Origin of the sequence: Aeromicrobium sp. Root236 (assembly GCF_001428805.1) — a bacterium.
Taxonomy (GTDB): Bacteria; Actinomycetota; Actinomycetes; order Propionibacteriales; family Nocardioidaceae; genus Aeromicrobium.
The window spans coordinates 2824975-2838948 of record NZ_LMIS01000001.1 but is presented as its reverse complement, the minus strand read 5'-3'; the positions used below and the strand labels follow the sequence as shown (position 1 = coordinate 2838948).

At 63.7% G+C, this 13974-nt stretch carries 14 protein-coding genes; 4 read left to right on the top strand and 10 right to left on the bottom strand.

The window, feature by feature from the left end:
- Positions 1 to 11 precede the first annotated feature (11 nt).
- The 8 genes from ASE12_RS14270 to ASE12_RS14230 form a co-directional block, all read right to left on the bottom strand.
- Positions 12 to 1241, bottom strand: a complete 1230-nt coding sequence (locus ASE12_RS14270) for an FAD-dependent oxidoreductase (RefSeq protein WP_162255500.1) — start codon at positions 1239 to 1241, stop codon at positions 12 to 14.
- Positions 1242 to 1423: 182 nt separating this feature from the next.
- Positions 1424 to 2395 carry a sugar ABC transporter substrate-binding protein gene (locus ASE12_RS14265; RefSeq protein ID WP_056401927.1) on the bottom strand — a complete coding sequence of 324 codons (972 nt, stop codon included), beginning with the start codon at positions 2393 to 2395 and terminating at the stop codon, positions 1424 to 1426.
- 61 nt (positions 2396 to 2456) lie between these two features.
- Positions 2457 to 3452 (bottom strand): ABC transporter permease, encoded by a 996-nt coding sequence (locus tag ASE12_RS14260; protein ID WP_082582286.1) that lies wholly within the window; start codon positions 3450 to 3452, stop codon positions 2457 to 2459.
- Positions 3449 to 4309 carry an ATP-binding cassette domain-containing protein gene (locus ASE12_RS14255; protein ID WP_056401924.1) on the bottom strand — a complete coding sequence of 287 codons (861 nt, stop codon included), beginning with the start codon at positions 4307 to 4309 and terminating at the stop codon, positions 3449 to 3451. Before ASE12_RS14255 ends, ASE12_RS14260 begins: the two co-directional genes overlap by 4 nt.
- A 290-nt stretch (positions 4310 to 4599) precedes the next feature.
- Positions 4600 to 5484 (bottom strand): hypothetical protein, encoded by an 885-nt coding sequence (locus tag ASE12_RS19830; protein WP_162255499.1) that lies wholly within the window; start codon positions 5482 to 5484, stop codon positions 4600 to 4602.
- Positions 5485 to 5650: 166 nt separating this feature from the next.
- On the bottom strand, positions 5651 to 6538 hold the full coding sequence (locus tag ASE12_RS14240) for a helix-turn-helix domain-containing protein (RefSeq protein ID WP_056401915.1): 888 nt from the start codon (positions 6536 to 6538) through the stop codon (positions 5651 to 5653).
- Positions 6538 to 7482, bottom strand: coding sequence for a 5-dehydro-2-deoxygluconokinase (gene iolC, locus ASE12_RS14235; RefSeq protein WP_056401912.1), 945 nt, complete (start codon positions 7480 to 7482; stop codon positions 6538 to 6540). The genes ASE12_RS14240 and iolC overlap by 1 nt, the downstream gene beginning before the upstream one ends.
- A gap of 1 nt (position 7483) precedes the next feature.
- Complete coding sequence (locus ASE12_RS14230) at positions 7484 to 8455, bottom strand: cyclase family protein (RefSeq protein ID WP_056401909.1); 972 nt, start codon at positions 8453 to 8455, stop codon at positions 7484 to 7486.
- Positions 8456 to 8590: 135 nt separating this feature from the next.
- On the opposite strand from ASE12_RS14230, the gene ASE12_RS14225 reads away from it, so the two are divergent.
- Entirely contained in the window at positions 8591 to 9391 is an 801-nt protein-coding gene (locus ASE12_RS14225; protein ID WP_056401907.1) for a GntR family transcriptional regulator, read from the top strand.
- A 67-nt stretch (positions 9392 to 9458) separates the two neighbouring features.
- Here ASE12_RS14225 and ASE12_RS14220 read toward each other — a convergent pair whose 3' ends face one another.
- Positions 9459 to 10340: a Gfo/Idh/MocA family protein gene (locus tag ASE12_RS14220; protein WP_056401904.1), complete on the bottom strand. Its 882-nt coding sequence runs from the start codon at positions 10338 to 10340 to the stop codon at positions 9459 to 9461.
- Between the two features lie 272 nt (positions 10341 to 10612).
- Here ASE12_RS14220 and ASE12_RS14215 point away from each other — a divergent pair, with 272 nt between their 5' ends.
- From ASE12_RS14215 to ASE12_RS14205, 3 genes are read left to right on the top strand one after another with little or no spacing between them, the layout of a single operon-like run.
- A complete protein-coding gene (locus tag ASE12_RS14215) occupies positions 10613 to 11755 on the top strand; it encodes a Gfo/Idh/MocA family protein (RefSeq protein WP_056401900.1) in 1143 nt (380 codons plus the stop codon).
- Positions 11752 to 12756 (top strand): sugar phosphate isomerase/epimerase, encoded by a 1005-nt coding sequence (locus ASE12_RS14210; protein WP_056401897.1) that lies wholly within the window; start codon positions 11752 to 11754, stop codon positions 12754 to 12756. The genes ASE12_RS14215 and ASE12_RS14210 overlap by 4 nt, the downstream gene beginning before the upstream one ends.
- Positions 12757 to 12815: 59 nt before the next feature.
- On the top strand, positions 12816 to 13133 hold the full coding sequence (locus tag ASE12_RS14205) for a putative quinol monooxygenase (RefSeq protein WP_056401894.1): 318 nt from the start codon (positions 12816 to 12818) through the stop codon (positions 13131 to 13133).
- Here ASE12_RS14205 and ASE12_RS14200 read toward each other — a convergent pair.
- On the bottom strand, positions 13130 to 13780 hold the full coding sequence (locus ASE12_RS14200) for a TetR/AcrR family transcriptional regulator (RefSeq protein WP_056401891.1): 651 nt from the start codon (positions 13778 to 13780) through the stop codon (positions 13130 to 13132). The two genes, ASE12_RS14205 and ASE12_RS14200, sit on opposite strands and share 4 nt — an antisense overlap.
- Between the last annotated feature and the right edge of the window lie 194 nt (positions 13781 to 13974).

The window sequence follows — 13974 nt, the reverse complement described above, 5'->3', positions numbered from 1 at the left end:
CATCTCCTCTCTCACAAGCTCAGTTGCTGCCTGGTCGCATCCGAACCGGCGCGGGAATGTGCCGCTCGGCGGTGCGCGTCCACGACGACATGCATCTCCGGAAGCGACGAAATCTTCTGCCGACACCGGCCCGGGCCGGCCCGGCGAACTTCCTCGGCATCGACGGCGAGCCAGTCGTCGTATGACAAGACGGCCGCGTCCATCAGAGGACGGATTCCATCGGCACCTGCACGCCGCGTCTTCTGGTCGACAAGGGTCACCACTTCGGCCGCTGCAGCTTTCGCCAGCGCGCGATTCTCGGCCAAATTCCCGAGGACACCGGACGAGCATCCGCCGATGCGGACGACAGGGAGCGAACCGTCGAAGGACGTATGGGGCCCCTGCGGATCGGCTGCCACGAACCCCGTGGCGGTGACGATGCTGTCGACGACATAGACGTGCTCGGCTCCGGATCCCGCCGAGTCGGCAGCCACGAGCACACTCCGCTCGTCCACATGATCAACCCGCAAGGGCGTTCGAGTGAACTCGATCTCGATCGTGGTCGGGGTCTCTTGATCGCTCGCAGTTACCCGCTCTCCGTCGATCCACACCTCCGTGGAAGGCAGCGCGCACAACTCGGTGAGCATCACGGCGTCCCAGCGCGCCTTCTCACGGGGGCCTCTTCCCAGGATTCGGATCGATTCAATGCGCGGGATCTCGAGGGACGCTCGCGCCGTGTCGTCGATGTCGGAACCGATCAACTCCTCGTCGGTCTTGGCGAGGAGCCGAGCGACGTCCAGGGCGACGTTGCCCGCACCGATGATGAGGACATCCTGGCCCAGTCGGCGCGAGGGATCGTCGGACCAGGCACGCAGGCGCTCGTCAGGGTCTGAGTTGAGGTATCGCATGACTTCTCCGGCACCGAAGAGCGCCGCGTAGGGGTCGACCGGGATGCCCAGAGGTCGGTCCTGCGCGAGCCCCGTTGCCATCACGACGACGTGGTAGTTGTCGGTGAGCTCCTCCAGAGAGAGGTCTGCGCCCACCGTCACGCCTCCGAAGAACTCCGTGCCACCGGACGCGAAGAGGCGTTCGAACTGCCGCGCCACGTTCTTCATCCCCTGGTGGTCTGGGGCGACGCCATATCGGATCAGTCCGAAGGGCGCAGGGCGCGAGTCGAAGACACTGATCTGGACGCCGGGAAGCACCTTGCGCAGAGCCGCCGCGGTGTAGCAACCCGACGGTCCCCCTCCGACGACGGCCACGTGCACTGGTCCATCGGACTCAATCGTCCGTTCCGCTCTCATCGGATCACCTCCCGCGAACCCTAACTAACGTTTGTAAGGTACAACCATATATGACTTTGACTCGCATACGAATCAGAGACGCGATCCCCGAAGGCACGCCATGTGGGGCGGGCCGAAGGCGACCCACCCCACGTGACGAGCTACTTGAGGTACTCAGCCACGTTGTCCTTCGTGACCAACGTGAAGGGCAAGTTGTAGGCCGCGTCAACCTTCTTGCCGTCCAAGAATGACTTGACCACGTCAACGGCCTTGATCCCCTGCTCGGCAGAGTTCTGTTTGACGGTAGCGGTCATCAGGCCGTCCGAGATGGCTTTCATACCGGTTGGTGTGCCATCGACACCGACGATGACCTTGAACTCGTCCATTCGCCCGGCTTCCTTGATGGCCGAAGCGGCACCGAGGGCCATCTCGTCATTGTGCGTGACGAGTCCGGAGATCTCGCCCTTCTTCGAGTACCGACGGAGCAGGTCCTCCATGACCCGCTTCGCCTCGTCACGAGAACCGTTCGCCTGGATCTCCGTGGCAACCTTCAGATTGGCATCCTTCTTCTCCTCGAAGCCGGCTTTGCGCCTATCCGTCCACGAAGCGCCGTATGTGCCGACGATGTAGATCAGCTTGCCGCCGTCCGGCAGCATTTTGTTGACGTACTCAGCCTGGATCCGTCCGGCCTCGGTGTCGTCGACACCGATGTAGCTCGCCTCCTTGACGCTGCTGCCCTTCTCGAACGCGGTGCTCAGGATGAACAACGGGATGTCAGCGCTGTTGGCGAGCTTGGCGGCACTCTGACTCGTCTTGCCGTCGATCGGCATCATGATGATGGCGTCGACCTTGCGAGTTGTCAGGTCCTCGACCTGGTTCAGCTCTGTGGCCACATCTCCCTTGGCGTCCACAGTGACCAAGTTGATGCCGGACGATTTTGCCTGCTTCTTCATGGCCGCGCTCATCGCCGCAAGATCGGGATCACGCAGATTGAGCATGGACACACCGACCGTGAAGGAGTCGCCGTCCGATCCGCCGCTGCCCGACCCACTGGCACAAGCGGTTGTCGTGAGGGCCACGGCCGTGACGGCCGCCGCGATGCCGAAGACTCGGCGTCTAACAAAGTGCTGCATGGAAGTTACTCCTTCGAGGTGGGGGTGTGGTGCTGCTGGCCGAGGGGCAAGCCGTCGGCGATCATGGGGTCTTCCAGCGGTTGAGAAGCACAGCAAGGACCAAGATCAGTCCCTGCACTCCCTGCTGGTAGTACGACGAGACGTTGAGCAGATTGAGACCGTTCAGGACGACGCCCAACAGCAGCACACCCATCACGGTCCCGCGGATCGTGCCGATGCCGCCGAACAAACTGGTTCCCCCGATGACCACTGCAGCGATCGCCTGCAGCTCATATCCCGTGCCGTTGAGCGGCGCAGCCCCGTCCAGGCGAGCCGTCAAAACCATGCCCGCAATGGCAGCGAACAGTGCCGAGATCATGTAGACGGCGATCAGAACGCGTCGTGAGGAGATGCCGACCTTGCGAGCAGACTCCTCGCTGCCACCCACCGCGTACACGTGGTAACCGAACTTGGTACGCGAGAGCACGAAGTCGGAAATGAGAGCGAATCCGAAGAAGAGCAACACCGGCACCGGGATCGGCCCGATGTAGCCGCTGCCCAACCATTGGATCGGGTCGCTCACGTCCGACACCACCTCGCCGTCGGTCAGGACCAGTGCGGCGCTGCGCGCGACTGCCATCATTGCCAGCGTGGCGAGGAACGGCATGATCGCGCCCCAGGTGACCATCGCCGCGCTGATGTAGCCGACCGCCGCCCCCACAGCGAGACCTATGAGGATCGGAACGATGAACGCCGAACCACTCCCGGGCGCTGCCATCGCCATGCCGATACCGGACAACCCGAGGACCGATCCCACAGACAGATCGATGCCGGCCGTGATCATGACGAAGGTCATGCCGAGCGCGACGAGTCCAACCACCGAGGACTGCCGAACCACGTTGACCAAGTTGTCGACCGTGAGAAAGTTCGGAGCTGTGACGCTCAGATAGACGACGACCACGGTGAAGATCAATCCGATGCCGTAGTCACCAGTGAAGTATCTGAGCTTGGTGGTGATCGAGAGCGAATCCTCGGTGCCGAGCCTGCTCGGGGCCGCCGCCTGCAATGTGCTGCTCATGATTCGAGAACCTCCTGTGCTGCAAACGTGACTGGCTGCGCCGCTGCTTTTGCCGCGGGCGATGACGTGCTGCCGATGAGCCGGCGTTCCTTCGACGGATGACTGGGCTCGCAGAGCTCACCGGTTGAGATCAGGTGGGCGACCTGCGACTCCGAGACCTCGCCGTTGGCGAACCGCCCGACGACCTCGCCCTGACGCATCACGGCGAACCGGTCGGCCACGGCGAACGCCTCATCCAGTCGGTGAGTGATGATGATGACCGCGATCCCGAGGTCCTTCAGGCGCTGGGTGACCTCGATCAGCTTGTCGACCTTCGCGACGGACAGGTTCGCGGTCGGCTCATCCATGATGACCAGTCGTGCGTCGAAGGCGAGCGCGCGTCCGATGGCCACGGCCTGGCGCTGTCCGCCGGACAGTCGGCGAACCTTGAGCCGCGGGTTGATCGGAATGTCCAGCGTGTCGAGCACTCTTTGCGTCTCGCGCTCCATCGTCTTGGTGTCGACGATCCGGACCAGCGGCCCCAAGAGATTCTTGCGAGGTTCACGGCCCAAGAAGATGTTCGAGCGGACGTCGAGGTTGTCTGCCAGCGCGAAGTCCTGGTAGATCATCTCGATCCCCTTGCTCCGGGAGACCGACGGACTGGGGAACGCGATCGGCTTCCCGTCGAATTCGATGGTGCCGGCGTCCGGCTGGTAGACACCCGTGAGCACTTTCATCAACGTCGACTTGCCCGCTGCATTGTCCCCCAGGAGCGCGAACGTCTCGCCAGGCATGACGTCGATGCTCACTCCCTTGAGTGACACGACAGCGCCAAAGGACTTCCGGATGCCGTTGAGCGAAACCAGCGGGGTGGTCACGAGGCCGCACCATCATTGAGTCGGTCGCCGAAACCCGGTGTCGGCGTCACCCGAGGCGGGTTGCTCCCGTCGTTCGTGAAGAGTCGGTTCGTCATGGGGTGCTGCCTTTCAGTCGGGGTGACTTGCGCCACACCTTAACCTAACGTGCGTTCGTAAGGAAGAGGTTGCGTAAATGTTGCCAATGCAGAAACTTGTGCGGTTGCAGAAAGAAACAGTCGGCTTCGGTGAATCCTGTTGTGTTTGCTACCCGCCGAGAATCGCTCGGTGGTGCTGGGGAATTTCGGACTCGGTCAGGTGCGTGGCGCCGCCTCTGCGGGAACACGAGCGGCCAATGTCGCCAGTCGACTGCTCGACGTGGTGCGCAGGAATGCCGCTGCATCCGCGGCTCCACAAGCGTCCGCCCAGAGTGCGCGTCCGGCCAGGAAGCCCTGAGCACCTCCGGCGACAGCGGCCGACAGCGCATCGCCGAAGTACTCGCCCGGCACTCCGGACGACAAAATGACCCAAGGAACGGACAGCGCCTCCGTGATTCCCTTCGAAGCCTCCGTCGCGAGCTCGTGATGCTCAGGGGAGGTATAGACGACCTCGGCCTTGTACAGGTCAGGGGCCGTGGCGGCGAGGTCCTGGGCAGCCGCAATCAACGCCTCGTTGCGCCGTGGAATCGACCAGCTCGCGAAGTCGGGGGGTCGGACCACACCTTCCACGATTCCGGGCAAGCCCATCCCCCTCGCGACGCCCATGAACTCGTGGGCCAGATCGACGGCTTCCGATCGAATGTCGTAGCTCCACGGCACGAGCATCTTCAGTGCCTGCGCGTTGAACTCGTAGGCGATCTCCGGAGTCAGGCCTTGATCGATCGTCGCTTGGTCCACCGGGCCACCCGGGACGGAAGCGGTCAAGACGTCAGCAGCAAGGATGACTGGACAAAGAGAAGCGGCGGCGGCGCGGAACCCGAAATCGCGATCAAGCAGCAGACCACTGGCACCAGGCGCCAGCTCTGTAGCGACATCAACCTTGAACTGGACGAGGTCCTCATCGCTGACGTCCTGTCCACCTGCCTGCTCCGCGAGCATGGCTCTCAGTGATCCCCGTTGGTCCACTGCGACCATGGAGAAGAACCCGTTTTCGTCACGCAGGTGGTCGACCGGTGCGGCGGAGTTCGTCGTGGAAGCCAAGGGATGCCCTTCAAGTCGTACGCGCTCGTGCAGCGATTTGATGGATGATCTGAACCTGGCCCGGAAAGCTCGGCCAACTCGACGGTAGGACGAACACCGATACGGATGCTTGTCCGTCAAGGCCCACAATTTGCACCTGCACGCCGCACCACAACCTGTGCTGATGTCAGGCGGAAGCAGCGTTGGCGATGTCCTGGCGTGCGCTCTGCGCACGGTAGGCCCGAGGGGATGCCGCGTACTGGGTCTTGAACAGCTTGCTGAAGTGCGCCGCATCCCAGAATCCCCATCGCGCACCTATGACGCTAACGGAATCGTGGTCGAATCCCCGATCGGCCAGCTCCGAGCGGCAGTGCTCCAGGCGACGCCACCTGATCCATCCGGCGACCGACAAGGACTCGCGCTCGAAAGCTCGATGGAGCGTACGGATCGAGACGTTGAGACATCGTGCGACCTGGTTCGGCCCCAGCTCGAAGTCCCTGAGGTTGAGCTCGATGTATTCCTTGGCTCGGCCGATGTTCGGATCCCGTGAACGCCCGTCGACGTGTCCGTCCTCGCACGCCAGAGCGACGAAGCCGACCAGGTGACGAGCAAGCTGGCCGGGGTGCATCGGCGCGATGACGTCAAGGTCGGCGGCAAGACCGTCGAGCATCCGCGCCACGAGGTGGGGGGTTCCCTCCCGCGTATCGAACACGCGGCCGACCGCTGACTCCAGTGCGTGGCCGTACGGCCCGACCGCTCCGATCGGCACGTTCACGAGGAGCAGCGCGGCATTCTCGGCGCACTCGATGCGCAGTTCCTCCGTGTTCGAGAGGAGGACGATCTCCCCGGCGCGCAGATCGGTCGGCGTCGAGGTCTGCTCCACTCGGACCGGACCAACCATGACGTAGAGAACCAGGAAGGGCCACCGTTGCGCGTGCACCCGGGTTGGCTCAGCGATCACCCGGGTCGATGCCCCGAGCCAGCGCGAGATCAGCAGCTCGTCGAAGCGTCGGCGCACCTGCGGAGTCGGTACTGGGGCGGGATGGCGCGCGACATCGATCATGGCGGCAGACATCAGCTCGCCACTCCAGATGTACGAAGAAATTCCTCGACAGCAGCCGACGTCGGCATCGCCGTCGAGCACTCGAACTGAGTCGCGACAAGAGCGCCGGCGCCGTTGGCGAACTGGAGCGTTCGATCGAGACTCCAATTTTCGAGCAAGCCGTGGCAGAACGCTCCTCCGAACGCGTCCCCAGCTCCGAGTCCGTTGACGACGTCAATCGAGAGCGGCGCGACCTCGACTCGTTCCTCGCGTGTCCAGGCCAACACCCCCCGCGGCCCCATCTTCACCACAGCGATCTCCACCCCGCGGTCAAGCAGCGCCTCCGCCGCGCGGTCGGGCTCGGTCTCCCCAACGGCGACTCGGCACTCCTCAAGGTTGCCGATCGCGACCGTCACATGCGCCAACGCCTCGCTCACGGCGACCGAGGCCTCCTCCTCGCTGGCCCAGAAGCCCGGCCGGTAGTCGAGGTCGAGGATCGTGTTGGCCCGCCGGCCTCGGCTCGCCCAGGCCGCATGATGCGCCGACCGCGAAGGCTCCCGTGACAGCCCCGTAGCGGTCGCGAAGTAGACAGGCACGTCGGCCACCAGATCGAGTGGGATGTCATCAGTCGTCAGGAACATGTCCGGCGCGGTGGGATTGCGGAAGATGTGGAGAGGGAAATCATCCGGTGGGAACATCTCGCAGAACGTCAGCACCGAGTTCATCCCGTTCACAGGTGTGACCCAGGTCGTGTCGACTCCGAGCCCGCGGAGCTCTCGCTCTGCGTAGGCGCCGAAGGCATCCGCGCCGGTGCGCGTCAGGAGCGCGACATCGCGGCCGTGCCTGGCGACGGCTACAGCGACGTTCGCCGCGCTACCACCGATCGACTTGCTGAACGAGGTCACGTCCGCCAGGGAAACCCCAACCTGTTGCGGGTAGAGGTCGATGCAGACTCGGCCGGCGACCATGACATCCATGTCAGCGGATCACGACAGGGTTGACCGGCGCGCCGCTCGCCCCAGCCACCTTGAGCGGCGCGGCGGTATAGAGGAACGTCCAGCGGTTGTCCTCCGCGCACGCGTCAGCCAGGTCCTCGAGCAGGCACAGCTCTGTCATCGCGATACCCAGGTTTCGCATCAACGCCGAGTGAAGGGGAATCTCGATCTCGGTCCCCGGGTCGCGACTACGTTCGTTCGCCATCGTGTCGGTGACGAGGTTGGGGATCTCAAGGTTCTTGAACCACGACACAAGCTCCCGGCTGTAGACGAGCCCCGGCTCGGTCCAGTCTTGGTAGAAGTCCTCCCGAGTGCGCGAGTAGTAGGAGCCGATCCACCCCGTACGAATCATCAAGATGTCGTGCTTCTCGACGACGACGCCTTGAGCCGCCGCGGCCTCCAGCAGATCCTCGTGATCGAATGCCTCGCCACGATCAAGAACTGCCTTGCCGCGATGCCGCGCCATGTCGATCAGCACTCCACGGCCTGCAACGCCCCTCTGCCCGATCGGGAGGACCGACGCCTTTGACAGGCCTCCGATCGTGGTGTCTGCGGAGTACCCGTTCCAGATCTGATCGTCGTACCAGACATGCCCCAGCGCGTCGTACTGCGTCGAGCCTTGAAGGAACATTTCGATCTTGTCGTCGGCCCAGTGGTGCCCGCTGGACGGAGTCTCCTTGTCTCCGCGCACGAAGGACGACTCGTCGACAACCTGGGTACGAACGGCCCGGCTCCGGTCAGGCCAGACGGGCTCGCCCGCCTCGGCAGGGATGCCTACCGGAGTCTGGAGAGTGAAGACCTCACCGCTCACCACGCTCGCCACGCCACGGAGCACCTCGGACGGCGTGAGGTAGTTGAGGCTCCCGACTTCATCGTCAGGACCCCACTTGCCCCAATTGCTCAGGGGCGCCGAACCCAGCAAGTCAGCGATCGTGCGGGGACCCTGATCATTCACGAGTGGCTCCTCAGTACGTGGTGTCCAATGCTGCGGCGAACTCCATCGCTCCAGCCGTATGACCCAGGACACTAGGCAGACCTTTACAAGATGTCAAGATGTACGCACATGCTTCCCAGATGTTATTGTGTCCCGGTGAGTGCCCTGAACGCGCAAGCCGAGCTCCTGGCCCGGCTGGCTGACGTCCCCTTGACTCGATCGGGAGCGACGGCACTTCATTGGCAGTGCGGAGAAACCTTGCGACAGCTCATACAGGAGCTGCACTACCCGCCCGGCGTCCCCTTGCCGCCCGAGAACGACATGGCCAAGGCACTCGGCGTCAGCCGCCCCACCCTGCGTCAAGCCATGAAGCGCCTGTCCGCAGAGGGCGTCGTGCATTCGCAGCGCGGGGTCGGCGCCTTCGCGCTGCGCACCGGGATCACCCGCGGCGTTGGACTCAGCAGCTTGCATCGTGACCTTTTGAGCAGTGGGCGAAGCCCCTCGACCAAGGTGCTCCTCATCGAGACGCTCGCCGCCCAGTCGCCCATCACCGAGGAGCTCAATCTCGAGCCGGGCCGCAAGCTCTTTCATGTCAAACGGGTTCGCTACGCCGATGGCCAACCGCTCGTGATGATCTACACGTACCTGGCGCTGCCCGACGATGCCCATCTCACCCGCGAGCAGCTCGAGAAGGACGGCCTCTACAACCTTCTCCACCAAGTTTGCGGTGTCGAGCTTGTCGGCGGCCAGCAACGCGTGAGCGTTCGTCAAGCGACCGCCAGCGAGGCCACCCACCTGGGAATCGAGGCCGCAGCACCGGTCATGGTCGCTCACCGCGTCGCCTTCGACACTCAAGGACGAGGCGTGGAGTATGCCCACATCGTCTACCCGGAGGGCGTCGAGCTGCAATCAGATCTTCGCGGCACCTCGTTGCGAGCCGGAACGCTCCTCGCCTGAGTAGAGGGCGGCCCCGGACTCGGAGGCGACTGGTCCGTCGGCAAGACCTGCCGACGGACCAGTCAGCTCAGTTGGTCAACGAGCGGGCTGCCTGGTCAATGAGCCGCTGAAGGTAGAGCGCCCGGTTGACATCCAGCTCGTGCGGCGTGCCGGACGCAACGGCGGCCGCGAATTCCGAGCGAATCGTCCCGGGCGTGTTGGGCCCGGTGTCAGCCGCGACGAACGAGGTGCTGAGCTCGCCCTGCTCGGTGAAGAGTCGCACGTCGGTCACGTCCGATTGCACCGTGCTGTTCAGCGACAGGCCTGCCTGACTGACCGCACCGTTCTCGTGCTCGGCGGTGACCGCCACCCAGCGCCGCGGATCGCCCGCGGCCCTGATCTCGGCGATGGGACCAACCGCGGCATCGAGGAGATCGAAGACGTGAGGGCCGAGGTCGAGGATTGCACCGAGCTCGATTCGCCAAGGGGTTGCGAATGTGCCGCCCGGAAGACACGCTCCGTTGATGAAGTTGGCCATGGCACCGATCGGTGTCCTCGACGACGCTTCCGCCAAGAATGCACGAACGTGATCGGTGTAACGGTTCGTGAACATGATCTGGTTGACCACGCCGGAGGCGTTCACGGCGTCAGCAACCTCTTCAGCCCGCTTGAGGCTCAGACCCAGGGGCTTCTCCAGCAGTAGTGCCTTACCTGCCTCCGCTGCCTTGATCGCGTAGTCCGCCTGTGCATCTGGCGGCACCGCGAAGACCACGGCGTCAACCTGATCGAGCAGCTCGTCGTACGAGTCGACGGCTTTGGATCCGAGGTCCGAGGCGAGCTCTTGCGCCGCGTCGGCTCTCCTGGCCCACACCGCAACCAGCTCTGTCTCGGGGCCTCCAGTGACCATCGGGCCGTGAAACAACTTGGCCCACGGTCCAGCACCCACCAGTCCCACACGCAGCGCCACCATCAGAGCCAACCTCCGGTCATTCGCATCAGGATCAGATTCATGCCTCGAAGCGTAATATCGTTGCCTAACGTCCGCTAGTTCGTTCCTGCCCTCAACTTGCACCTGAGTGCCGAAGTGTCGAGGCACCGGCGATGGCGTGGACATTCAACTAACCGGGCTGAGAAGCACAAGAACCATCCGCGGCCCTTCACTACCGTCATGAAGGATCAGTGGCCACACAACCGTGGACACGTCGCATCGCGAGATCGACTCATCGTTGACACAGGAGAAAAATGACGAAAGAGCTGCGAGTCGCCATTGTCGGCGGCGCCGGATTCATGGGTTATGCCCACAGCCTCGGATGGGCATTGGCACCGATCGCCAACGACATCGGCGGCACCGTGCGCAAGAGCGTGCTGGTCGACGCGGATGAGGATCGCGCTGCCAGCTCGGCGGCCCGATTCGGTTGGGATAAGTGGAGCACGGACTGGCGCGAGGTCGTCACCCGAGATGACATCGACATCGTCGACATCACCACCCCACCCGACTCACACGCTGAGATCGCTCTCGCCGCCATCGCTGCCGGCAAGCATGTGATCGTTGAGAAGCCCATCACCAACGACACCGACGACGCCTTCGCGATGGTCCAGGCTGCCGAGAAGGCCGGAGTCGTTGCCCACGTGGGGTTCAACTACCGGCACACCCCAGCCGTGACCTTCATCAAGCGCCTCCTGGACGACGGCACTCTGGGCCTGCCTCTACAGTTCCGGGGCCACTACCTTCAGGACCAGCGCCTCGGTCGGGTTGAGCTCTCGGGTTGGCGGTCGAAGAAGAGCGCTGGCGGCTCCGGCGTCGTCGGCGATACCGGTTCGCACATCATCGACCTCGCGGAATACCTCGTCGGTGACGTGGTCCGAACGAATGCGCTGGCTCGAAGCAAGGCTCCCGGCACGGATGTGGGATGGGCGCCCGAGGCTGACCGTGTCGAGCAGGATCTGCTTGAAGATGCTGCTCTCTGGCTCGCGGAGTTCGACAACGGAGCCATCGGCTCGTTCGCAGCCAGCATGTATTCGGCCGGCCGAAAGAACCGCCTGTTCTTCGTTCTCGAGACGACCCTCGGAACAGTCGAGTTCGACTGGAACCATCGGGAGGAGGTCAAGATCAGCCTCAAGTCGGACCCCGCAGATCAAGAAGGCCTGAGAACGATCGTCCTGAGCGACCAGCACGAGGACATCTGGTGGCCGGTCGGCGGCATGGGCACCGGATACGTCGATGGCACCGCCATTCTCTTTCAGCGCTTCGTTCGGTCGATCCGCGGCGAGGACGTGCCCGCGGCTGACTTCGCTGACGCAACTCACGTGCAGCAGGTGATCGGCGCCGTCATGGAGTCGGCCCAGACCGGCAACTGGGTCGATGTCGAGCGGAGGACACGATGAGCAACATCCGCTGGGGAACCGACCTCGTCACTTTCTACGATCCAGCGTACTGGGGATTGCCCGCCGACATCGCCTACGTCGACTGGGAGGCCGAGTTCGCCCACGACCCGCGGCGCTTCTTCAACCGGATGCTCGATGAGGTCGCAGAGGTCGGGCTCGAAGCCATCGAGCTCGGCCCGTCGCCGGGTGGGTGGGTGAACGTTCTGCGCGCTTACGGCGATGCGGAAGGTGTCGCCGCTGCGCTCGCGTCACGCGGACTCTCCTTGTCGTCGAGCATCGCCCTCGGCGGTTGGCTCACCGACATCCTCGAGGCACCCGACGCCGACGCCGCAGCGGCCGCCCAGCGCACCGCAGACGAAGACATGGCGAGGCACGCCGCGTTGGTGAAGTCACTCGGGTGCGACACCATCGTGACCGGCACTCCCCCGCGCGGGGGGTTCCCTGACACCATCGGCGTCGAGGCCTCCCGGGCCGCGTTCGACGGCCCGATCGACGAGCAGCTGATGAAGCGGTCGGCAGAGCACTTCAACCGGATGGGCGAACTCGTCGGCCGAGAGGGCGTACGTCTCGCGATCCACACCGATGCATACTCTCTGTGCTCACGCACGGATGACGTCGATCAGTTCATGTCCTTGACGGACCCCGAGACCGTGCTCCTGTGCGTCGACGCCGGACACGTCGCACTCGACGGCGGCGACCCTGTGGAGATCCTTCGACGGCACGCTGACCGTGCTCCGGTCCTGCACTGGAAGGACTGCACCGGCACTCTTGCGCCGCACTCGCTGACCGGTCCGTACATGATCCGCCACGACACGATGCTCACCTACTTCAAGATCCTTGGTGGTGGAGTTGTCGACTGGACGGCATGGACGAACGCCCTGCGCGATACCGACTGGCACGGCTGGGGAATCGCGGAGATCGACATGTCGCCTGACCCTCGAGGTGAGATCCGCGCGTCGCTGGAGTACTTCCGCAAAGAACTCGCGCACATACACCGCTAGTCGAATGGGTGACCCGGCTTCCTCTGTCGGGTCACCCATCAACAAACCCCTGGAGCCCGATGTCTGTCGTCGTTGTCGCCACGATCGTCCCCAAGCCCGATCATCTCGCTGAAGTACGAGCGGCCCTGGTCTATTCGATCCCGGCGGTTCACGATGAAGTGAGGTGTGAGCTGTACGCCCTGTACCAGGCAGGTGCCGCCTTGTTCTTCGTCGAGCAGTGGGCCTCCCAAGATGCGCTGGACAACCACGCCAAGGGAAGCACAATACGTCGTGTGCAGGACGCCATCATGGGTAGCTTGATGGAGCCTCCGACACTGGTGATCGGCACCGCAATTGCCGCAGGCGCAGCTCAGCGGGGGCAGCTCGTCACGGGTTAGCCGGACTGGTCGCGCAGGATCGAGCGGGACAGCGCAATCGACCACTCCGCCTGCTTGGTCAGGTTCGCTTCGGTGCCGTCCCAGTCCGCCCATCGGGTGGCGCTCTCCAGCAGAGCAATCACCACCTTGACGGCATTGCCCGAGTCAGAGAATCCAAGATCACGGGCGGTCGTGCCATACATGTCTTCATAGAGGTCGATCCAGACGTAGACCTCGGCCCTGACGGGTGCTGGAAGGATCCCCACCATACGGTCGGTCGCGACGAGCAGGTCCCACAAATTGCTCTCGGGCAACGTGACCTGACGGGTGAAGTGGACACGAACCATCGCATCCCAGAACTGATCCGCATCCTCGGCCTCGTCCACCGCTTCGAACAGCGCGCACCCGAACTGGTAGAAGTACCAGCGCAGCGCCTCCCTGACGATCTCATCCTTCCCGTCCTCGTAGTGGCTGTAGATGCTGGGCGGCTTGATGTTGACCATCTTCGCGATCATCCGCATCGAGACAGCATCGAAACCGTGGGCAGTCGTCAGCTTGAGGAAGGCCTCGAGGATCCGAACCTTGGTGGGCGACTGGGAAGACCAGTCGAACGTGCTCAAATGTTCTTCGAGCGCGTCGCGCGCAGCGAACCTCTCATCAGATGGCATGTTGTCCGTCAGCGGTCGGCGGGTGGTCCATGAATTCCCGCAAGGGTCGGTAGGTGGAATCAACCCTACATCCGCTCCGTGCTTACGTTCGTGAGGCGCGGTGCCGACGGAGACGTGCGGAGCGAGCTCGCCGGCGCCGGCGAAACACCTCCACCAGAGTCGGCGACTCGGAGGTCTCGTCGACTTCGGCTTGA

What these genes read in the sequence shown, in the direction of transcription:
- ASE12_RS14265 (WP_056401927.1), bottom strand. Translation starts at nt 2,395, where the DNA reads ATGCAGCACTTTGTTAGACGCCGAGTCTTCGGCATCGCGGCGGCCGTC.
- ASE12_RS14260 (WP_082582286.1), bottom strand. Translation starts at nt 3,452, where the DNA reads ATGAGCAGCACATTGCAGGCGGCGGCCCCGAGCAGGCTCGGCACCGAG.
- ASE12_RS14240 (WP_056401915.1), bottom strand. Translation starts at nt 6,538, where the DNA reads ATGTCTGCCGCCATGATCGATGTCGCGCGCCATCCCGCCCCAGTACCG.
- iolC (WP_056401912.1), bottom strand. Translation starts at nt 7,482, where the DNA reads ATGGATGTCATGGTCGCCGGCCGAGTCTGCATCGACCTCTACCCGCAA.
- ASE12_RS14220 (WP_056401904.1), bottom strand. Translation starts at nt 10,340, where the DNA reads ATGGTGGCGCTGCGTGTGGGACTGGTGGGTGCTGGACCGTGGGCCAAG.
- ASE12_RS14215 (WP_056401900.1), top strand. Translation starts at nt 10,613, where the DNA reads ATGACGAAAGAGCTGCGAGTCGCCATTGTCGGCGGCGCCGGATTCATG.
- ASE12_RS14210 (WP_056401897.1), top strand. Translation starts at nt 11,752, where the DNA reads ATGAGCAACATCCGCTGGGGAACCGACCTCGTCACTTTCTACGATCCA.
- ASE12_RS14205 (WP_056401894.1), top strand. Translation starts at nt 12,816, where the DNA reads ATGTCTGTCGTCGTTGTCGCCACGATCGTCCCCAAGCCCGATCATCTC.
- ASE12_RS14200 (WP_056401891.1), bottom strand. Translation starts at nt 13,780, where the DNA reads ATGCCATCTGATGAGAGGTTCGCTGCGCGCGACGCGCTCGAAGAACAT.